Source organism: Marivivens niveibacter (genome assembly GCF_002150005.2).
GTDB lineage: Bacteria > Pseudomonadota > Alphaproteobacteria > Rhodobacterales > Rhodobacteraceae > Marivivens > Marivivens niveibacter.
Genome location: NZ_MSPP01000002.1, coordinates 249,804 through 270,812 on the forward strand (window position 1 = coordinate 249,804; position 21,009 = coordinate 270,812).

The following is a 21,009-nucleotide window of genomic DNA, read 5'->3' on the forward strand; positions in this document are numbered from 1 at the left end:
GTCTCTATTTATCGCGTGCGATGACGAAACGGGCCGCATCGCGCAGGTTTTCTGCGTCTTTCCCATAGACAGATAGTGCATCGCAAGCCTGTGTCACAAGCTGTTCCGCGCGACGTTTCGCCCCGTCCAGGCCCAAAAGGGACACAAAAGTCGCCTTTCCCGCATCGGCATCTTTGCCAACAGCCTTGCCCACGGTGGCGGCATCGCCCGTCACATCCAGCACGTCATCCCAGATTTGAAACGCGAGGCCCAGCGCAGTGCCGTAGGTTTGCAGCGGCCCGATATCGGCCCCTGACATGCGTGCGCCAGCGGTCGCGGACCAATTGATCAACGCCCCCGTTTTGCCCGCCTGTAGTTCAGTGATCTGTTCCAGCGTTAGCGGTTCGGATGCGGTTTCAGCCGCAATATCCATCGCCTGACCGCCCACCATGCCGCGCACGCCCGATGCGATGGCAAAGCTGCGGATCAGGTCAATCCGCGCATCCGCCGAACAGGGCGCATCCGCTAGCAATTCAAACGCCAGCGATTGCAGGGCATCACCCGCTAAAACAGCCGTCGCATCATCCCATTTTCGGTGAACAGTCGGCTGACCACGGCGCAGGTCGTCGTCATCCATGCAGGGCAGATCGTCATGCACCAGCGAATAGGCGTGGACACATTCAATCGCCGCCGCCACATGCCCCGCATCGGTGATGCCATGCACGCGGGCGCTTTCGACCACTAGAAAGGCTCGCAACCCTTTGCCGCCGCGCACGGCATAGGCCATTGCGTCAGCCACAGGCAGGTCGATCCCATGCAGCGCGTCCATGATCCGACCTTCGGCCAGATCACGCGCGGTCGTTAGCGCCGTTTGAAATGTCATTAGCCAGCGTCCAGCGGAGCCGTACCCGTAGGCGCGCCATCAGCGCCGAGCGTGATTTTTGCGACCTTTTCTTCGGCCTCTTTCAGCTTTTCTTCGCAACGCGCCTTTAGCGCGGCACCGCGTTCATACAGCGCGATGGAATCTTCCAACGCGACATCGCCCTGTTCCAGCCGGTTCACCACGGTTTCCAGCTCTTTCATTGCTTGTTCAAAGCTCATTTCAGAAACGTCGGTCATCGGCCTTTTTCCTCTAATACGCGGACATGGGCAGCGGCAGAGGCTGCGAGTGCGGTCAGGTTATAACCGCCTTCTAAAACAGATACCACGCGCCCTTGGCAAGTTTCTGCCGCAACATCGCACAACTGTTCTGCAAGCCACGCAAAATCATCCGTGTCCCATTCCAGTTGCGCCAGCGGATCATCCACATGCGCGTCAAAACCCGCAGAAATCAGGATCAAATCAGGATTGAATGCGCGCAAACGTGGGAACACCGTTTCAGTGTAGACGCTGCGCATCAGATTGCCGTCTGTTTCGGGCGGAAAGGCGATGTTCAGAACGTTTTCAAATTCGCCAGTATCATCAGGTTCGCCGGTTCCTGGCCACAACGGCATTTGCTGGGACGTAATGGTCAGGATTCGTGCATCATCTTGGCACAGCGCTTGGGTGCCGTTGCCGTGGTGGACGTCAAAATCAACGATAGCAACGCGTTTCAGCCCGTGATGGTCCAGCGCGTGTTTGGCCGCAATCGACACGTTTCCGAACAGGCAAAACCCCATGGGCGTTTCTTGTTCGGCATGGTGACCAGGGGGGCGGGTTGCGACGAATGCGTTCTGCACGTCACCCGACAGCACCATATCAACGGCGCGCACGACCCCGCCGGCGGCGCGATAGGCGGCCTCGATTGATCCTGGCGACATGTGCGTGTCTTCGTCCAACTGGAACGACCCCAATTTCGGGGACACGGCCCGCAGCCGATCAATATAGGACTGCGGGTGGCAGCGCAGGATATCATCATCCGCCGCCATCGGTGCCAATTGCTGCTGTAGGGGAATATCGGTCAGCGCATCCAGAATAACGCGCAAACGGGCAACCTGTTCTGGGTGCCCATCTGGGGTGACGTGGTTCAAACAGGCGGGGTGAGTAATCAATGCGGTTGTCATGGCCGCAACTCAACCCCAATCCTGTTCATGCGTCAATCAGGCTGGAGCATGTAACCCGACCCGCGGATCGTTTGCAGGAAACGCGGCTGTTTGGGATCTACCTCGATCTTGCGGCGCAGACGGGTGATTTGGACGTCCACGGCGCGTTCTTGGGTCTGGCCGCCAGAACGGCTCAGTTCCTCAACCAATGTGGTTCGCGTGATCGGTTCACCCACTTTACCGCTGAATATTTTCATCAGCTGGCTTTCGGTCGCGGTCAAACGCACCAGATCGTCGCCGTTCCACAACTCGCCCCGTTCGATGTCATAGCGAAACGGGCCCATGTTCAGCGCCTTGGGCGCGATCGCTGCAGGGGCGGCCTGCGGCACACGGCGCAAAATCGCGTTGATCCGCAGTAGTAGCTCTTTGGGTTCGAACGGTTTGGCGATGTAATCATCGGCACCCGCCTCTAGCCCTGCAATTCGATCAGCAGTTTCGCCTTTGGCGGTCAGCAACAAAATCGGCGTGCTAATCTGCGTGCGCAAGTCACGGCACAGCGACATACCGTCTTCGCCAGGCATCATAACGTCCAGCACGATCAGATCAAATTCCAACCCCGACAGCAAACGTCGCGCATGGGCCGCGTCACGCGCCGTGCTGACCAAAAATCCGTTACGGATCAGAAATTTTTGCAGCAAGCTGCGAATACGTTCGTCGTCATCAACGATCAGAATATGGGGATCATCCATGTTCAGGTCGTCCTATCCCTCAGCGCCTCGTAGTGGCGGCGCATGTCTTCGTCCATCATCGCCTCTAGAACCTGCCGGAAACCGGCCACAGCCGATGGACCGGCTGCACGAAAAGCCGCGCGCATGCGATCCCGCTGCGCATCGGACAATTCACGTTCTAGCGACGCTCCCGCCTCGGTCAGGAAAAGGTTGCGTTCGCGTTTGTCTATCTTCCCGACCCTGCTCTCTACCAAACCGTCTTCGATCAAAGATCGCAACACACGATTCAGGGATTGCTTTGTAACACCAAGGATCGAAAGCAAATTATTTACGGTCGTGCCGGGGCTGCGGTTGATAAAGTGGATGGCGCGGTGATGAGCGCGGCCATAGGCCTTGCCCTCTAGGATACGATCGGGATCTGCCGTGAAACCGCGATAGGCAAAGAACATCGCCTCGATCCCCTGTCGTAACTGTTCATCTGTCAAAAACAGAAGCGACTGACCGCTGGGCACATCATTCATGGCAAATCATCCCTCAATTCTTAATTAGCAGAATACGTCAGCCTTGTTGACATTCCAAGGGTCGAATGATAGCGAATCCCCCGAAACGCGCAATTTTATGACTCGCAGCGGGTCTTTTGCGTAACGAATCTAACTCTGAAGGGAAATAACATGGCGGGTTATGACGATCGCGATGGCAAAATCTGGCTGGACGGCAAACTGGTAGAATGGCGCGACGCAAACGTCCACATCCTTAGCCATGCGCTGCACTATGCCTCTTCGGTGTTCGAAGGTGAACGCGCTTACAACGGCAAGATTTTCAAATCCGTTGAACATTCCGAACGCCTACAGGCGTCGGGCAAGCTGCTGGATATGGAAATCCCATACACCGTTGAAGAAATCGAAGCGGCAAAGCAAGCCGTTCTGGATGCAAACGGCCTGACCGACGCATACATCCGCGTTGTTGCATGGCGCGGCGCTGGCGAAGACATGGGTGTCGCATCATCGCGCAACCCTGTTCGCATGGCGGTCGCTGCATGGACATGGGGCGCCTATTATGGCGACGCGAAAATGCAGGGCGCGAAACTGGACATCGCGAAATGGAAACGCCCTAGCCCGGAAACCATCCCAACCCAGGCGAAAGCGGCTGGTCTGTACATGATCTGCACCATGTCCAAACATGCGGCAGAAGCCAAAGGCTGTTCCGACGCGTTGTTCCTAGATTATCGCGGCTACGTTTCCGAAGCGACCGGCGCGAACATCTTTTTCGTGAAAGACGGCGAAGTCCACACGCCAATCCCTGACGCAATCCTGAACGGCATCACCCGTCAGACCATCATCGGCATGCTGCGCGACAAAGGCATCACCGTTCACGAACGCCGCATTCAGCTGGAAGAGCTGGAAGGTTTCGAACAGTGCTGGCTGACCGGCACCGCGGCAGAGGTAACCCCTGTTGGCCAGATCGGCGACTACACCTTTACGGTTGGCGACATCACCCGCGACATCGCCGCCGAATACGAGGCACTGGTCCGCGCGTAATCGCAAACCAGCCCACAATTTTGATGACGCCCTATGGTTAGCCCTGGGGCGTCATTGCTTTTCTAGGTTGGGTGCGGTTCAGACGCAGTTGGTTTTCGCGCCAGATGATCGCGATACCAGCGCAGATCACGATAAACCCGCCGATCAACGTTGTGCCCGTCGGAATTTCATCGAAAATCATCCAACCGATAGCGACCGAAAAAATCATCGACGAATATTCAAACGGCGCGACCAGCGATGCGTCCGCATATCGATAGCTGGAGGTAAGTAGGATCTGCCCCACCCCGCCCAATAGGCCCGATCCGATCAGCAGCGCGGCCTCGGTCCATGTTGGGATGGACCAGCCCCAATATAGCGTAAACAGCGACAGGCCCGTGGCCGTGCAGGAAAACCAAAACACGATGGATGATGTGGATTCGGTTTTCGTCATTTTACGGATGAACACCTGCGCCAGTGCCGCGCAAACGGCGCCGCCCAGCGCGAACACAGCGCCCAGTGTTGCCGCCGTATCCATGCCAGTCGTCCCGATCGACAGGCGTTGCGACAGCACCACCATCACACCAACCAGTCCAACGCCCACCATCGACAGGCGGAACAGGCGCACGGTTTCGTTCAGGAACATCGACGCAAAGATGACCACGAAAATCGGCATCGCATAGCCAATCGCCGTTTGTTCAGGCAACGGCAGATAGGCCAATGACGCAAACATCAGCGCCATGGCAGAGGTCCCAACCACCCCGCGCCAGACGTGATTCAGCGGGTTTTTCGTGGCAAACCCCTGCGCCAGATCCCCGCGCATCCACAGCCATGCTACAATCACGGGGATCGCAAAGAATGATCGGAAAAACACTGCTTCGCCCGGAGGAATATGGGGCGAGGTTGCTTTGATCATCGCCGCCATCATCACAAAGATCAGGACGGACAGAATTTTGAATGTGATCGCGCGGATCGGCTGCATAACAATCGCCTTAAACTAATCGCGACACGGCCCATGTTGCGGCCTCGGCTACGACCGGATCGGGATCATGGGTCAAAGCTTTGGCCGACTCAATCAGTGCCGGATCGCCTGAATTACCGATGGCATATAAAACGTTCCGCACAAACCGATTTCGTCCGATGCGTTTAATTGGGCTACCCGAAAACATGGCGCGGAATGACGGATCGTCCAGCGTGACCAGTTCAGACAGCTTTGGCGCGATTAGATCGTCGCGGGCGGCGTATTTCACCTCGCGCGCGTCGGCGGCGAATTTGTTCCACGGACAAGCGGCCAGACAATCGTCGCAGCCGTAGATGCGGTTGCCCATCTTTTCGCGCAAGTCATGGGGCACCTGCCCGCCAAATTCGATGGTCAGATACGAAATGCAGCGCCGTGCGTCGATCTGATAGGGCGCAGGAAAGGCATCCGTCGGGCAAGACGTAAGACATGCGGTGCATGACCCGCAGTAGGACACTTCCGCATCGTCAGGTTCCAATTCAATCGTCGTGAAAATCGCACCCAGAAAAAACCAACTGCCCAAATCACGGCCCAAAAGGTTCGTGTGTTTGCCCTGCCAGCCCAGACCCGCCGCCTGCCCTAGCGGTTTTTCCATAACGGGCGCGGTGTCCACGAACACTTTGATTGCCTCATCCCGCTGTTGTTCCAGCATCCAGCGGCCGACCTTTTTCAGGCGTTTTTTCACCACGTCATGGTAATCGCGGTTCTGGGCATAAACGCTGATCGCGGCGCGGTCGTGTTGGTCGATGACCGCCATTGGATCGTGGTCGGGCGTATAGGGTTCGGCCAGCATGATGACCGATTTCGCCTCGGGCCACAGCTCGGCTGGGTTACCGCGCCAATGCATTCGGTCGGCCATCCACGCCATATCGCCGTGACGGCCCGCATCCACAAAATCCTGCAAACGCGCGGCAATATCAGGCACCGCATCAGGGCGGCAAACGCCCATCTTGGCAAAGCCGGCGTCCAGCGCAAAGGCCCGTATCTGATCCTTAGAAATCAAGGTTCGCGTATTGTGGCGACGGCTTAAACCCTGGGATTTGGTCAGCCAGAATTGTGCGGAACGCAGGGCGCGATTTGATTTTTGCGTACCAGTCTTTGACGACTTCGGAGCGGTTCCAATCCACGTCTGATACATAGTCTAGGCAAGACAAATGCGATGCCGCGGCGAAATCCGCCAACGTCATTTCATTGCCAGCCAGCCAGCGGCGTTTTTCCAACAACCAAGCCATGTAATCCAGATGGTATTTGATCGCCTTTGCGCCTGCTTTGACGTTCGAGCTATCTGGATATCCGGTGCCCATAATTTTACGGAACACGCGTTCGCCCATCAGTTTTGACGTGACTTCGGCATAGAATTTATCGTCGAACCACGACACCAAACGGCGGGTTTCGTAACGCGCCTCTGCGGAACGCGGCAGTAGCGATGGATCAGGAATGGTATCTTCCAGATATTCGCAGATCGCCATGCTTTCGGAAAAGAATTTGCTGCCAATTTTCAGGATAGGCACCTTGCCCGCAGGGTTGCGGCGTTTGAAATCGGCATCCTGTTCCCAATAACGCTCTTCGATCAGTTTCACTTCGATTTTCTTTTCGGCAAGGCACAGGCGCACTTTGCGAGAGAAAGGCGAAAGGGGATAGTGATACAAGGCGTACATCAAAAACTCCGGTTCGATACTACGCCTTCCATGCAGGAGATCAGCCGCGGGTTCAAGTCAGGCAAACACCCATTAGCCAGAGTTCGCCGTAAAACAATCCGCGCGGCCGTCGCGCTGAATGGTTGCCGCACCGTCCAGAATTTGCGCAGCGCGGTTGCGTAGGAAATTCGTGGGGTCAGCGGCATCACGGGTTTTGGGTGATGGCAAAACAGCCGCCAGACGCGCGGCCTGCACCGCCGTCAGATTAGCGGCAGTCGTGCCAAAATAATGATCTGCGGCTGCCTGTACGCCAAACACGCCTTGATCGAATTCGGCGACGTTCAGATACACCTCTAGAATGCGGGATTTGGACCAGAACAGTTCGACCAATGGGGTCAGGCCAGCCTCGATCGATTTACGGACCCATGAACGGCCCTGCCAAAGGTAGACGTTTTTCACGACCTGCTGCGAAATGGTCGATCCGCCGCGCGCGGCGCCGTCCTCCATCGCGGTGCGGATCGCGTTGATGTCCAACCCCCAGTGCAAGCAGTAATTGGCATCTTCGGCGGCGACAACAGATCGCGCCATAACCGGCGCGATGTCATCAAAATCCGCCCATTCGCGTTCGATAAACCCGAACTGGCGATATTGGCCAATCATATAGGGTGTCATGCGGGGATTCACGACCGAATACAAAAGTACGGCACCCAGCACCGTCACCGTAACCGCAAACAAGAGCCGCCAAACCCAACGACGAAAGCCCGCCTTTAGGCGGGCAGTCAATGGCGGTTTTGCCTCGGTTTTCTTTGTAGATTTGGCCATGGCGACAGGTATAGGCGTCCTGTCGCCATGTGCAAAGCTGTTTAGGCCGCTTTTAGATCCAGTTTGACCAATGTCTGGTTCAACAGGATGTACGCGATTTCACCAAAGGTCACTGGCCCCGTAAATTTACCAGTCTTTTTGCCTTCTAGTTCGCCATACAGATAATTCAGGATGCAGTTGCACGAATACTGGCCCATCCCTGAATCGCCGACCGACGACGCAAAGGCCGCAGCATAATCCGCCTGAGGCGCAGCCAGTTTATATTCCATGCCTGCGACGACAGGAGCATAAAACTGAACCTCTTTTGCCTCGGCATCGACGTTCTGGATGGATACGTTGATCATTGAACCCGCGTAGTTGGCAACCAACGGCAAACGCGTGTCGATTTCATTTTCGATCAGGTAATCCGCCAGATTGACGGTTTCGCCGTTCACATTCACCGATTTGGCCGCAAAGCCATTTTCGTCGAATTTAAAGGTCAGTTCGTCACCTTGATCAAAGATGTTGACGATATCGACGTCAATGCCCGATCCAGCAGGCATTTCAACATGCAACAGCACGGCGCCATCTTCGGCGGCGGTACCAGTCGATCCATCAACGATCTGCGGCGTTTTGCTGCCCAATTCATCAAGGTGAACGCCCGTGATCCAGCCAACCAGCGGCTGATCAAAAACCGAGACATTATCAGCGCCAGTCATCGCAAATTCGGTGTGCGTTTTAGAAAAGGCAGGGATCAGGACGACAGTGAAACCATTTTCACGGTAGCCATCCGAAATTTGCCCGAGCGTATCAGCCGAAACCATTCGCACAGTGGCACCAACAGCATTTTCAAACGTGGTGCAGAACAATTTATCATCGACGACCGCGCCGCCGTTTTCAGTTACAAAATATGCGGTTGTCCCCCCGATCCAATTGCCCTGTGGCAGTTGTTTCATCAATTCGGCTGCACCCGCAACAACGACTGGCGCACCGCTGCGAATGCGGTCTGCGGCTTCGTCTACGGAAAGAAGTTCGTTTTTCATTCGTTCGCCCCTAAGAAATATCAGATCGACGCAAGGTCTTCGGCAATTTGTGGTTTGGAGTTCAGCACGCTTTCCAGTTCCGACACTTTTTGGTCGATACAGATAGGGCTGTTGGACACCTCTAGCCGCATCCGCGTCAGCATGATGCGGGTCGCCAAAGACGCTTTGGACAAATCAGAGTTGCTGGACAGAAGCGTTTTGATTTTGGCCCGTGGGATTACTGGCATTGGGCACCTTTGTTGTTTCTGGAATGTGAGTGGCAGTCGGAACAACATAGGGCCGTGGGGCAAAGCTGAATAGCTATACTATTGGGCGAAGGCGCACACTCATTAGATGTAAAAAAGGCGACACTGCCATCCAGTGCCGCCTTTTTCCAATTTCATTTTGCAGAACGATTATTCTGCTGGAATTGCTTTTTCTTCATTGGTCAGCGGATGCGGAATGTGGATCAGCATCTCTTTTGGGCAAACCTGAACAAAGTTGGCTTTTTCGATATCCCAGTGCTGCAGGATCTCAGCAGCTTTGCGGCTGCCGGTTTCCTCGGCATGGCGTTCGATCAGGCCTTTCAGTTGGGCTTCCCAGTGGTCAACGGTGACTGGGCAAGTCACCAGCGTTTCCATATTCATCAGAGGTTCGTTCTTGCCCTCTGGGTCGTACAGATAGGCCATGCCGCCCGTCATACCCGCACCAAAGTTCGGGCCGATGGAACCTAGGATAACCGCAACACCGCCGGTCATGTATTCACATGCGTTCGAACCTGCGCCTTCGACAACCACTTTAGCACCCGAGTTACGTACAGCGAAACGTTCACCCGCGCGGCCAGCCGCGAACAGGTAACCGTCGGTCGCACCGTATAGAACGGTGTTACCGATGATGGTGTTTTCCGACGCAACCAGCGGGCTGTTCATTGGCGGACGGACCACGATGGTCGCACCCGACAGGCCTTTGCCCACATAGTCGTTGGAATCGCCCGACACTTCGATTTTCAGACCTGGCGCACCGAATGCACCCAGTGCCTGACCAGCCGAACCTTTCAGCTTCACGGTCAGGTGGTCTGCCTGCAGGTTGTTGCGCATACCGAACTGGCGAACGATATGGCTCGACGTGCGGGTACCAATCGAACGCGAGGTGTTCTGAACAGCGTATTCCAGCTGCATCTTTTCACCATCGCGCAAGAAGCGTTCAGCGTCTTTTACGATTTCCGCGTCCAGAGTGTCTGGAACAGGGTTACGAGGCTTGTTCAGATCGTATTTGATCTTGTCCGCGCCATCGACGGTGATCAGCAGTGGGTTCAGGTCCAGATCGTCCAGATGTGCCGAACCACGCGAAACCTGAGTCAGCAGGTCAGCACGGCCGATCACTTCGTCCAGGCTACGTGCACCGATGGACGCCAGAATTTCACGTACTTCGGATGCGTAGAAGGTGATCAGGTTCACAACCTTGTCTGCGGTGCCGGTGAATTTGGCGCGCAACTCAGGGTTCTGGGTACACACACCAACTGGGCAGGTGTTCGACTGACACTGACGAACCATGATACAGCCCATCGCGATCAGCGCAGCGGTACCGATACCGTATTCTTCGGCGCCCATCATAGCCGCCATGACAATGTCACGGCCGGTACGCAGACCGCCGTCGGTACGCAGGGTGACGCGTTCACGCAGGTTGTTCATTGCCAGAACTTGGTGCGCTTCGGTCAGACCCATTTCCCATGGCAGACCACAATATTTGATCGAGGTCGCAGGGGATGCGCCGGTGCCGCCGTTGTGGCCCGAAATCAGGATCGTGTCGGCCTCTGCTTTCGCAACGCCGGCTGCGATCGTACCCACGCCGGACGATGCCACCAGTTTCACGGTGACTTTCACGGTCGGGTTGATCTGCTTCAGGTCGTAGATCAGCTGAGCAAGGTCTTCGATCGAATAGATGTCGTGGTGCGGAGGAGGCGAAATCAGTGTCACACCTTTGGTTGAGTGACGCAGACGTGCGATCAGGTCGGTCACTTTCATGCCCGGCAGCTGACCACCTTCGCCAGGTTTTGCACCCTGAGCGACTTTGATCTCCAGCTCTTCACAGTGGTTCAGGTATTCGGCGGTCACACCGAAACGGCCCGAAGCCACCTGTTTGATCTTTGCCGACGGGTTGTCGCCGTTTGGCTCTGGAACAAAGTGTGCCGGATCTTCGCCACCCTCGCCCGAGTCGGATTTCGCACCGATACGGTTCATCGCAACGTTCAGCAGTTTGTGCGATTCAGGCGACAGCGCGCCCAGCGACATGCCTGGGGTTACGAAACGCTTACGGATCGAGGTGATCGATTCCACTTCTTCGATCGGGATCGGCTTGCCCATTGGTTTGATCGCCAACAGGTCACGCAGATGGATCGGTGGGTTCGACTGCATCGCCGACGAATACTGTTTCCACAGTTCAAACGACGAACGGTCACAGGCCGCCTGCATCAAGTGCATGGTCGACGCTTCCCAAGCGTGTTTTTCGCCCGAACGGCGCGATTTGTAGAAACCACCAACAGGCAGAACGTTTTTGCCCGATTTCCAACCTTCGGCGTGCACTTCTTCCAGCTTGTGCTGAATACCATGCAGACCGATGCCCGAAATACGGCTGTGCATACCTGGGAAATATTCGTTGACCATTGCGCGCGACAGACCAACGGCTTCGAAGTTCAGACCGCCGCGATACGACGCCAGAACCGAAATACCCATTTTCGCCATGATCTTTAGCAGACCGCCGTCGATCGAAGCGCGATAGTTTGTAACCGCTTCGGTCAGGGTGCAATCCAGCAGGCCGCGTTCGATGCGGTTTGCCAGAGTGTCCTGCGCCAGATACGCGTTCACAGTGGTCGCACCACAGCCGATCAGAACCGCGAAATAATGCGGATCGATACATTCCGCCGAACGGACGTTGATCGAACAGAAGGTACGCAGACCTTTGCGGGTCAGCCACGAATGAACAGCCGAGGTTGCCAGAATGATTGGCATCGCGACTTTGTCGTCACCCTGATTTTCGTCGGTCAGGATGATGTGACCTGCGCCCGAACGCACTGCGTCTTCGGCTTCGGCGCGAACGCGCTCTAGGCCTGCGCGCAGGGCTTCTTGGTCGCTGCCAGCTGGGAAGGTGCAGTCGATGGTCACAACGCTGTCACCGAAATGTTCAACCATTTTCGCGAATTCGGCGTTGCCGACGAACGGGCTCTCTAGAACCAGAATTTCGGTCTGGCTGCTGCTTTCGTCCAACACGTTTTTCAGGTTACCGAAACGGGTCTTCAGCGACATCACGCGGGTTTCACGCAGCGAGTCGATCGGAGGGTTGGTTACCTGAGAGAAGTTCTGACGGAAGAAGTGCGACAGAGGACGGTACATTTTGGACAGAACAGCCGAAGGCGTATCGTCGCCCATCGAAGCCAATGCTTCTTTGCCGTCTTCCGCCATAGGCGTCAGGATCTGTTCCACTTCTTCTAGGCTATAGCCCGCAGCGATCTGGCGTTTGCGCAGTTCATCGCCCGAGAACATGGTCGATTCCTGAACGTCACCCATCAGGTCGGTCAGATCGGTGACTTTTTCGATCCAGTCGCCAAATGGCTGCGCTGCTGCAAGTTTGTCTTTCATTTCGACGTCGTGGTACAGCTTGCCTTCTTTCATATCGACGGCAATCAACTGACCTGGGCCCAATGCGCCTTTTTCAACGCAGGTTGCCTCGTCAGTTGGGACCATGCCAACCTCGGAACCAGCGATCAGCTGACCGTCACCAGTTACGACGTAACGCAGTGGGCGCAGACCGTTACGGTCCAGACCGCCACAGACCCAACGACCGTCGGTCATTGCCAGTGCAGCAGGGCCATCCCATGGCTCCATCACAGCGTTGCAATAGCTGTACATGTCCTGCCACGCCTGCGGCATGCCGTCAGCCTGTTTGGACCACGCTTCTGGAACCAGCATGGTTTTCGCCATCGGCGCGTTGCGGCCTGCGCGAACCAGAACTTCAAATACGGTGTCCAAAGCGCCCGAATCCGATGTGCCAGCCGGAATGATCGGTTTGATATCCTCTGCCATGTCGCCAAAGGTCGACGATGCCATGCGGATTTCGTGGCTCTTCATCCAGTTAATGTTGCCTTTGACGGTGTTGATTTCACCGTTGTGGGCCAGCATGCGGAACGGCTGAGCCAGACGCCATTCTGGGAATGTGTTGGTCGAATAACGCTGGTGATAAATCGCGAAAGCCGATTCAAAACGTGGGTCCATCAGGTCTGGATAGAATTCCGCAACCTGTTCCGCCAGCATCATGCCTTTGTAGATGATCGAACGGCAGGACAGCGAACAGAAATACAGCGAAGGAATCTGTGCCGCTAGCGCCGCTTTTTCGATGCGGCGACGGATGATGTACAGTTCACGTTCGAACTGTTCTTCGTCGATGTCTTTGTCGCAACGGATCAGGATCTGTTCGATCTCTGGGCGGGTTGCGTTCGCTTTGTCACCCAGACATTCGGTGTTCACTGGAACGTGGCGCCAGCCATAAATGTAGTGACCCATGCGCAGGACTTCGGTCTCTACGATGGTACGGCAACGTTCCTGAGCGCCGAAATCGGTGCGTGGCAAGAACACCTGACCGACAGCGATCAGTTTGTTCATGTCTGGTTCGTGGCCCGTACGACGGATCTGGTCGTAGAAGAAAGTCACAGGGATCTGAACGTGGATACCCGCGCCGTCACCGGTTTTGCCGTCTGCATCCACAGCACCACGGTGCCAGATCGCTTTCAGTGCGTTAATGCCGTTTTCAACAACCTTGCGCGATGGGGTACCATCCAGCGCAACAACTAGGCCAACGCCGCAGGACGAATGTTCATCGTCGGTGCGATACAGGCTGTTTTCGGCCATCCATTTGCGCTTTGCCTCTTCGGCAGCAACCCAGGTTTCGTCATAGATGGTCATGAGGCATCTCCTTGCTGTCAAGTTGGACGGGCGCGTGAGACATCACAGCGTCACATCCGAACTTGGGATTGACTGAGAGAAATCCGGAATCACCCGGAAAATCAAATTCCACCGGACTTTCGTCGGTGTCAAAAGTAGTGCCATCCGCCGTGACAACCGCCGTTCCAGGAAAGAACCGGCGCCATGTCGGATGGATATATTCATTACCTTGGGCCTGCCACAGAATATTGCCGTCGTTGCCATAGGCGGTGACGTTGTTTTCTGTTTCCAGCAGCTCCACACCGTCGATTGTGATGGTGCGGCCCGTTAGCTGGTCGAACCCTGTAAAATGGGTCGCGCCAACCTGTGGGGACAGCGTTTTAAAATCGAACGTATCAATGCCCGTTTCCAGCAGTTCATCGAAATTCGCAGGATCGTTCGGAGTCTCCTCCAGATTTTCCTGAATTCCGCTGCGCAGGCTAAAGCTTTCGATCCATTGGGTTTGCGTATCGATGCGGCTTACGAAAATCATGCCGGTTTGATCGAACGTTGCGCTTTGTTGATGGCCCTGAGGGTCATTTTCGCAACGAAAGAAATGCATAACTTCGCAGGACCGCAACTGCGCCGAGGCATAAGCCTCGCAACCGGCTGGCAGGTCAAAGGTGTTTTGCGCAGCCGCAGGCACGCCCAAACCGGCAGCGAAAGCCACCGGCAAGGTTCCTGCAATGATGCGCAAAAAGTTCATCTGTGTTCCTTATTCGGCAGCAACGCTGGCCGACTGGTTGAACTGGCCCAAAATGGCCTGAGCTGCTTCGCGGCCGTCACGGATCGCCCAAACAACCAGCGATGCACCGCGTACGATGTCGCCAACTGCATAAACACCGTCCAGCGCGGTTTTACCGGTGCCAAAATCAGCCTTAACAGTGCCCCAACGGGTCACTTCCAGACCGTCAACGCCCCATAGTTTTGGCAGATCTTCTGGTTCGAAACCCAGCGCCTTGATCACCAGATCGGCGTCTTCGACGTAGTCCGAACCTTCGATCAGTTCAGGCGACTGACGGCCCGACGCATCAGGTGCACCCAGACGCATTTTCTGAACTTCAACGCCGGTTACAGCGTCGCCGCCTTGGAAACCTTTTGGCGCAGACAGCCAGACGAATTCTACGCCTTCTTCTTCTGCGTTTTGGGTTTCGCGCTGCGAACCAGGCATGTTTGCGCGGTCGCGGCGGTACAGACATTTCACCGAATTTGCACCCTGACGGATTGCGGTACGAACACAGTCCATCGCGGTATCACCGCCACCAATAACGATGACGTTTTTACCTTCGGCGGACAGTTCGCCCGATTCCAGTTCAGGAACCACATCGCCAAAGTTCTGGCGGTTCGACGCGGTCAGGTAATCAATCGCGCGAACGATGCCTTTGGCGTCCGAACCAGGGGCAACCAGATCACGGGTTTTGTAAACACCGGTCGCGATCAGAACTGCGTCGTGCTGGCTGCGAATTTCGTCGAACGAAATGTCTTCGCCAACGTTGCAGTTCAGGACGAATTTCACGCCGCCCTTTTCCAGCAGCTCAACGCGGCGCATCACCACGTCTTTTTCCAGTTTGAAACCTGGGATGCCGTAGGTCAGCAGGCCGCCAGCGCGGTCGTAACGATCATAGACGGTAACCTGCACGCCTTGACGGCGCAGCATGTCCGCCGCAGCCAGACCACCAGGGCCCGCACCGATGATGGCAACGCTTTCGCTGCGTTCCGCAGTCGGAGAGATCGGCATAACCCAACCTTCTTCCCATGCGGTATCGGTGATGTATTTTTCGACCGAACCGATGGTGACAGTACCGTGACCGGATTGTTCGATCACACAGTTACCTTCGCACAGACGGTCCTGAGGGCAGATGCGACCACAGATCTCAGGGAACGTGTTCGTCGCCTGGCTGATCTCATATGCCTCTTGTAAACGGCCAGTCGCGGTCATGCGCAGCCAGTCTGGAATATTGTTGTGTAGCGGGCAGTGCGATTGGCAGTATGGAACACCACACTGGCTGCAACGGCTCGCTTGTTCTTCGGCTTTTGCCTCGGCAAATTCGGCGTAGATTTCGTTGAAATCCTGCTTACGATCATCCGCACCACGCTTTGTTGGCATGTCGCGATCGACGTTTACGAACTTGAGCATTTTTTCAGTAGCCACAGGCATCCCTCCGCATTCATCTCGGACCGCTTCTCTAGACGGGATCAAAAGAAATGAAAAGTCACAAATACTGACCTAAATTTAAATCACCAGCACACCATGTATCAAAAATATTCAAAATGTAAGTAAATTTAGGTAACCAATACTGACTTAAATTATTTCTTTCCTTTGCAGCCCGTCGGGGTAGGTTGGCCACATATTCTATTTAGGCCTAGTTTCATGACCCTATTTTATTTGCTTTTAGTTGCTTTAATTCAAGGACTTACAGAATTTTTACCCGTGTCATCCTCTGGTCACTTAGCGCTGCTACCGCATGTCGTTGGCGCACAAGATCAAGGCGTAGCCATCGACGTTGCCGTTCATGTCGGCACCTTAGGCGCGGTGATACTTTTCTTTTGGGCTGACGTGAAATCAGCCATTTTTGGCGTACCCGACCTGATCAAAGGACGAATCAACACCCCCGGCGCGCGCTTGGCGTTCTTGCTCGTCGTCGCGACAATCCCTGTTGTGATCATTGGTCTTGTTCTGAAAGTAACCGGTTTGGCGGACCAAATGCGATCAGTGGCTGTGATCGGTTGGGCGATGCTGATTTTCGGGATTGTACTGTATGTTGCGGACCAAAAAGGCCCCGAAACCCAAAAGGCAGAAGACTGGAATCTACGAGATGCGATCATCATGGGATTGTGGCAGGCTGTCGCCCTGATCCCCGGCACCTCACGGTCTGGCATCACGATCACAGGCGCCCGCGCATTGGGCTACACCCGCGAAGACGGCGCAAAAATCGCGATGCTGATGTCGATCCCAACCATTATGGCTTCTGGCATTTTGCTGGGCGCTGATGTCGTTGGCCAAGCGGATTGGGAACTACTGAAATCCGCTGGAATCGGCGCACTTTTCGCATTCTTTGCGGCACTCGGCTCACTAGCTTTGATGATGCGGCTGCTGAAATCGGTCAGTTTTACGCCTTATGTAATTTACCGGATCATCCTCGGCATCATCCTTATCGCTGTGTCTTGGTAACAAAAAAGGGCGCCCAACAGGCGCCCTTTGTCAATCAATTTGGCCGAAACCTTAGCCGTGCTTTAGGTTCTTTGCCGAATCTTTAATTGCGTCGTACTGACCCGACGGGCGGAAACGCCACAGGTAGGACGGCAGAACCGCCTCTAGGTCGGTTGGGACGATACCCAGATCAGCGAAACCTTTGGCACCTTCGGCAACGACATTATCCGAACGCAGGTTAATGACCTGATCTTTGGTGATTTGCGCGGGCACAATGCCCAGCGACAGGGTTTGAACCGCACCCGAAACGCCAGCAATGATGTTCGCAACGCCGAACGGGATGTTGACGATCATGCGGCGGCGGTGGATTACCTTGAGCATGGTCTGCATTAGTTCGCTAAAGGTCGCCACATCAGGGCCACCCAATTCGTAAACGCCAGCCGCATCGCCATCGACAGCCGCAACAGCTGCTTGCGCCACATCATCCACCCAAACAGGCTGGAACTTGGTGTTGCCGCCAACAACCGGTAGCACAGGCGAGAAACGGGTCATGCCAGCAAAACGGTTAAAGAATTCATCTTCGGTGCCGAACACGATCGACGGGCGCAGGATAACTGCCGATGGGAAAGCCGCCAGAATTGCTGCTTCACCTTCTGCTTTAGTCTTTGCGTATTCGCTGTCCGATTCTGCATCCGCGCCGATGGCAGAGATATGAACCAGTTTTGCAACGCCTGCTTCGGCTGCGATACGTGCCACGCGGCCTGCACCTTCAGCTTGGATAGCGTCAAAGGTGTTTTTGCGAACCTCGGCCAGAATGCCGACACAGTTCACAACCGCATCTGCACCGTCAACAACAGCAGCAACGCTGGCGTCATCACGGATGTTGCAGAATACAGGTTCAACCTGACCGACCGCACCGTAAGGTTTGACGAATAGGGCTTCGTTCGGGTTACGGACAGCGACGCGTACGCGCCAGCCGTCTTTGGCCATGCGGCGGGCGACATAACGACCGACGAATCCCGATCCGCCGATGATGGTAACTAGCTTGGACATGGGCGCCTCTTTGAAAAACTTGGCCTTGGTTTACCTTTCCACCCGTTGCCAGACAAGGCGCAATACGATTTTTGCATTTTTATGAAAAAGGTCGTTGACACCCCCCGCACCTAGCCATAGAAGCCGCGTCACACCAATAACGTGCCCAGATGGCGGAATTGGTAGACGCGCTAGCTTCAGGTGCTAGTGTCTGTATGGACGTGGAGGTTCGAGTCCTCTTCTGGGCACCAAACAATCTTCAGATTGTACTGTTTTTCAAGTATATCATAGCATTAGCGGTCTGTGTGGGACACAAAACGGGACACACGGCGGACACTTTGCATGGCTATGACTATCAAACTTAAATACATCGATTCCCTTTCTGGCGGACGCAAACGGTTTCGCAGACGATTCCCCAAAGACATTGCTACAGAACTTGGTGAAGAATTCTTCCAAGTCGCAATGGAGGCTCGTGAAGGCTCATCTTTGCTTAAAGAGCACGGCCTCTTATTGGCAGAGTTCGAGAAGATCGTCGCCAAGGCTCGACAAACCGAGGAAGAAAAACAAAACGCTTCCCCTCGTGTGCGCTGGAAAGAGGCAACTGAAACCGCAAATTCATTAATCAAAGGTGCTAGAGGCTTTGACGATGAGACCGAAGTTCGACTGCTGGTTGCCGAGCACATTGCTCAGGAAAATGGAGACCCGCTTCTAATTCGTGCCCTAACAAACCCCAGCGCAGAAGCACCCGAACTGACACTTAAAGATGCCAAAGACCTATACGTCAAAGAGCGGCTTGCCGATGACCGCAGCTCACGCAACCGGATAGAGCGCATTTGTAACCGTGTCGAAGCTTCCCTTGGTCCACTTAACAAAATTCAGTTGATTGACCTAAATCGGGAACATGCCCGAAAACTGCGTGATGACATGCTTGCAACGCCGAAACGCAACGGTGAACTGCTAGCGCCTGAATCCGTACGTCGCGAATTAAACATGGTACGCGCAATTTTATCGCTCGCCATCGTAGAGTTTGACCTTCAAGGCAAGGTCCAGAACCCATTTGAAAAACTAGAGGTCACATCCAAGAAGAACGCTAGGCCGACCTCTGCCGCCGACAAAAGGGACCCACTGCCTGCGGATATCCTCATCGCCATGAGAGCGAAGATGAAAGAAAACCTTCGGGTGCCCTCTCTGGGTCTTATCTGGCGCTTGCTTGAGGGCACTGGCTGCCGCAATGCTGAAATAATCGGGTTGAGGGTCGAGGACGTCAAACTAGATGCCCCTTACCCACACCTATGCATTCGATGGCACGAAGATAGACAAATCAAGACAGCCGCCTCTGAACGGAACGTGCCGCTTGTCGGAGACGCGCTAGAGGCCGCCAGAGAGGCCCTCGAAGCCGCGAGAGGATATGACATGCTATTTCCTCGCTATGCTCACGAGGGAGGCGCTGACGCGGCTTCTCAATCCCTCATGAAGCAGCTTCGAAGTGTGACGAAAGACAAACGCCACGTGGTCTATTCGCTGCGACACAATATGAAGGACCATTTGATCTCTGCTGGCGTTGATGAACGGGATGAACACCGCATCCTCGGCCATGCCATGAAGGGTGTCGGCAACCGTGTGTATGGGGGTAAGCAGGCCGCGCTTAAGGCCGCGTACTTAGCCATGCAGAAGGCCCATGAACAAATGCCATAAAGGGCACCTGAAAGGCCCTCGAATTGCACCCTTTCTACCCACCCAAACGCGCCAAATTCGAGAGGGGTGTTAATTGTTATTTATCAGAGGCTTATCGATTAACCCGCACATTAGGACAGGTATGAATTAAGGTTACCTATAAAGTGTTACTTAAGGTTCTAGTTTAAGTATCACCTTGAAGGGTACCTGAAGGTTCCCCCTCCTCCTCCTTCTTCACCTAGAGAAGTGACATAGGGTCTCTATAGGAGGTGGAGACCACAGAGGCGAAAGGCCATCTTAATTACATCATAAAAATCTGAGACCCTGATAATGATATATGCAACCGTTCAAGCCCCCCTGGGGGGTGACCTTCGCTTGGCTACCTTCACGGCCCTTTGGTCCGCCCCTTAAGTGATTAACTGCTTCAAGAAGAAGGTAATAGGAGGCAGAGTTTCACAAATCATTGGCGTTAGAGTCGGCTTCTGCCCCACTTACCAACCAGCGCGTCTCCCTAAAGTTAGTCTCAAGTAATGGGCTAGATAGAGAAGAAGAAACCTTTGTTATTTTATGCCTTACCATTCAGCAAAACCTCACGTAGCATTTCTAACATGTTTAAATTAAAGACTTCACTATTACTGCTCTTCGCATCCCTTACTGCTCCAGCAGCGTACGCCAAACCGGTCGATTTAACTGGTTACTCCTGCCTTCGAACGAATAACTTAGGACCCCAAAGGTGGGATTTTTATGGGGATATCGCGGTAAGGAATTATGGCGATGGAACTCCAACACGTTTTTTCCGTGTCGGAGAAGGCGCATATGAGAAGTACAGTCGACTAGATGGAGAATGGAGTGCATTGTACTACTTCTTCGATAACGGCGAAGGCATCCAAATGAGAATTATGTCTCGCCCGGGAAGTGCCGTAAGAGATGATTATCAACGCGCCCCTTGGGATGAGGCTATTTTTCCGTTCAACGCCGAGTGCATCCCTCTGTGGGAACTGAGATAGCAGCCATATCATTGTACATTTCTGCACTTCGCCATGAACAAATGCCTTAAAGGGCACCGCAAAGACCCTCAAGTTACACTCTTTGCACCCACCCAAACGCACTCAGTCCGGGACGGGAGTTAATTGTTATTTATCAATTTCTTATCGATTAACCCACGCATTAGGAGAAGTGTAAATGAAGGTTACCTATAGAGTGTTACTTAAGGTTCTAGTTTAAGTATCACCTAGAAGGGTACCTGAAGGTTCCCCCTCCTCCTCCTTCTTCACCTAGAGAAGTAACATAAGGTCTCTATAGAAGATGGAGGCCATAGGGAGGACAGACCATCTCATTTAGATCATAGAAATCTGAGACCCTGATAATGATAGATGCAACCGTTCAAGCCCCCCTCGGGGGTGACCTTCGCTTGTCTAACTTCACGGCCCAATGGTCTGCCACTTGCGTGTTCAATTGA

The 21,009-nt window shown here is 54.5% G+C and carries 18 protein-coding genes and 1 tRNA gene; 4 read left to right on the forward strand and 15 right to left on the reverse strand.

Translation table 11 applies throughout. The features are described 5' to 3' along the window. Nucleotides 1–4: 4 nt before the first annotated feature. Genes BVC71_RS07115 through BVC71_RS07135 form a run of 5 tightly spaced genes read right to left on the reverse strand, consistent with a single transcriptional unit; the run spans nucleotide 5 to nucleotide 3,249 of the window. Entirely contained in the window at nucleotides 5–862 is an 858-nt protein-coding gene (locus tag BVC71_RS07115; protein ID WP_086450947.1) for a polyprenyl synthetase family protein, read from the reverse strand. Continuing rightward, the gene (locus BVC71_RS07120; RefSeq protein ID WP_086450948.1) at nucleotides 862–1,098 is read right to left on the reverse strand and encodes an exodeoxyribonuclease VII small subunit; all 237 of its coding nucleotides are present in this window, start codon (nucleotides 1,096–1,098) and stop codon (nucleotides 862–864) included. Before BVC71_RS07120 ends, BVC71_RS07115 begins: the two co-directional genes overlap by 1 nt. Beyond that, nucleotides 1,095–2,021 carry a histone deacetylase family protein gene (locus BVC71_RS07125; protein WP_086450949.1) on the reverse strand — a complete coding sequence of 309 codons (927 nt, stop codon included), beginning with the start codon at nucleotides 2,019–2,021 and terminating at the stop codon, nucleotides 1,095–1,097. Before BVC71_RS07125 ends, BVC71_RS07120 begins: the two co-directional genes overlap by 4 nt. A 32-nt stretch (nucleotides 2,022–2,053) precedes the next feature. Beyond that, nucleotides 2,054–2,749, reverse strand: a complete 696-nt coding sequence (locus BVC71_RS07130) for a response regulator (protein ID WP_205905962.1) — start codon at nucleotides 2,747–2,749, stop codon at nucleotides 2,054–2,056. A 2-nt stretch (nucleotides 2,750–2,751) separates the two neighbouring features. Next, complete coding sequence (locus tag BVC71_RS07135) at nucleotides 2,752–3,249, reverse strand: MarR family winged helix-turn-helix transcriptional regulator (protein WP_086450951.1); 498 nt, start codon at nucleotides 3,247–3,249, stop codon at nucleotides 2,752–2,754. A gap of 150 nt (nucleotides 3,250–3,399) precedes the next feature. Between BVC71_RS07135 and BVC71_RS07140 the strand changes: the two genes are divergently transcribed. Further along, nucleotides 3,400–4,266: a branched-chain amino acid aminotransferase gene (locus tag BVC71_RS07140; RefSeq protein WP_086450952.1), complete on the forward strand. Its 867-nt coding sequence runs from the start codon at nucleotides 3,400–3,402 to the stop codon at nucleotides 4,264–4,266. A 37-nt stretch (nucleotides 4,267–4,303) separates the two neighbouring features. Here BVC71_RS07140 and BVC71_RS07145 read toward each other — a convergent pair whose 3' ends face one another. From BVC71_RS07145 to BVC71_RS07185, 9 genes are all read right to left on the reverse strand, one after another. Further along, nucleotides 4,304–5,224, reverse strand: a complete 921-nt coding sequence (locus BVC71_RS07145) for a DMT family transporter (protein ID WP_086450953.1) — start codon at nucleotides 5,222–5,224, stop codon at nucleotides 4,304–4,306. A 10-nt stretch (nucleotides 5,225–5,234) separates the two neighbouring features. Next, nucleotides 5,235–6,263 (reverse strand): tRNA epoxyqueuosine(34) reductase QueG, encoded by a 1,029-nt coding sequence (queG, locus tag BVC71_RS07150; protein WP_086450954.1) that lies wholly within the window; start codon nucleotides 6,261–6,263, stop codon nucleotides 5,235–5,237. After that, a complete protein-coding gene (fzlA, locus tag BVC71_RS07155) occupies nucleotides 6,253–6,918 on the reverse strand; it encodes an FtsZ-binding protein FzlA (protein ID WP_086450955.1) in 666 nt (221 codons plus the stop codon). The genes queG and fzlA overlap by 11 nt, the downstream gene beginning before the upstream one ends. A gap of 72 nt (nucleotides 6,919–6,990) precedes the next feature. Beyond that, nucleotides 6,991–7,719 carry a monofunctional biosynthetic peptidoglycan transglycosylase gene (gene mtgA, locus BVC71_RS07160; RefSeq protein ID WP_086450956.1) on the reverse strand — a complete coding sequence of 243 codons (729 nt, stop codon included), beginning with the start codon at nucleotides 7,717–7,719 and terminating at the stop codon, nucleotides 6,991–6,993. Nucleotides 7,720–7,760: 41 nt separating this feature from the next. Beyond that, nucleotides 7,761–8,741, reverse strand: coding sequence for a DUF6976 family protein (locus BVC71_RS07165; RefSeq protein ID WP_086450957.1), 981 nt, complete (start codon nucleotides 8,739–8,741; stop codon nucleotides 7,761–7,763). Nucleotides 8,742–8,761: 20 nt separating this feature from the next. Further along, the gene (locus tag BVC71_RS07170) at nucleotides 8,762–8,968 is read right to left on the reverse strand and encodes a hypothetical protein (protein WP_086450958.1); all 207 of its coding nucleotides are present in this window, start codon (nucleotides 8,966–8,968) and stop codon (nucleotides 8,762–8,764) included. Between the two features lie 168 nt (nucleotides 8,969–9,136). Beyond that, nucleotides 9,137–13,675, reverse strand: coding sequence for a glutamate synthase large subunit (gene gltB / locus BVC71_RS07175; RefSeq protein ID WP_086450959.1), 4,539 nt, complete (start codon nucleotides 13,673–13,675; stop codon nucleotides 9,137–9,139). Next, complete coding sequence (locus BVC71_RS07180) at nucleotides 13,662–14,399, reverse strand: hypothetical protein (RefSeq protein ID WP_240516803.1); 738 nt, start codon at nucleotides 14,397–14,399, stop codon at nucleotides 13,662–13,664. Before BVC71_RS07180 ends, gltB begins: the two co-directional genes overlap by 14 nt. A gap of 9 nt (nucleotides 14,400–14,408) precedes the next feature. Next, entirely contained in the window at nucleotides 14,409–15,845 is a 1,437-nt protein-coding gene (locus BVC71_RS07185; RefSeq protein ID WP_086451270.1) for an NAD(P)-dependent oxidoreductase, read from the reverse strand. A gap of 219 nt (nucleotides 15,846–16,064) precedes the next feature. Between BVC71_RS07185 and BVC71_RS07190 the strand changes: the two genes are divergently transcribed. Continuing rightward, nucleotides 16,065–16,865 (forward strand): undecaprenyl-diphosphate phosphatase, encoded by an 801-nt coding sequence (locus BVC71_RS07190; protein ID WP_086450960.1) that lies wholly within the window; start codon nucleotides 16,065–16,067, stop codon nucleotides 16,863–16,865. Nucleotides 16,866–16,916: 51 nt separating this feature from the next. Here the strand turns inward: BVC71_RS07190 and BVC71_RS07195 are convergent, their stop codons facing one another. Continuing rightward, complete coding sequence (locus BVC71_RS07195; protein ID WP_086450961.1) at nucleotides 16,917–17,897, reverse strand: complex I NDUFA9 subunit family protein; 981 nt, start codon at nucleotides 17,895–17,897, stop codon at nucleotides 16,917–16,919. Nucleotides 17,898–18,040: 143 nt separating this feature from the next. Here BVC71_RS07195 and BVC71_RS07200 point away from each other — a divergent pair. Next, nucleotides 18,041–18,127, forward strand: a tRNA-Leu gene (locus tag BVC71_RS07200). Nucleotides 18,128–18,218: 91 nt separating this feature from the next. Continuing rightward, on the forward strand, nucleotides 18,219–19,571 hold the full coding sequence (locus BVC71_RS07205) for a tyrosine-type recombinase/integrase (RefSeq protein WP_086450962.1): 1,353 nt from the start codon (nucleotides 18,219–18,221) through the stop codon (nucleotides 19,569–19,571). The last annotated feature ends 1,438 nt before the right edge of the window (nucleotides 19,572–21,009 follow it).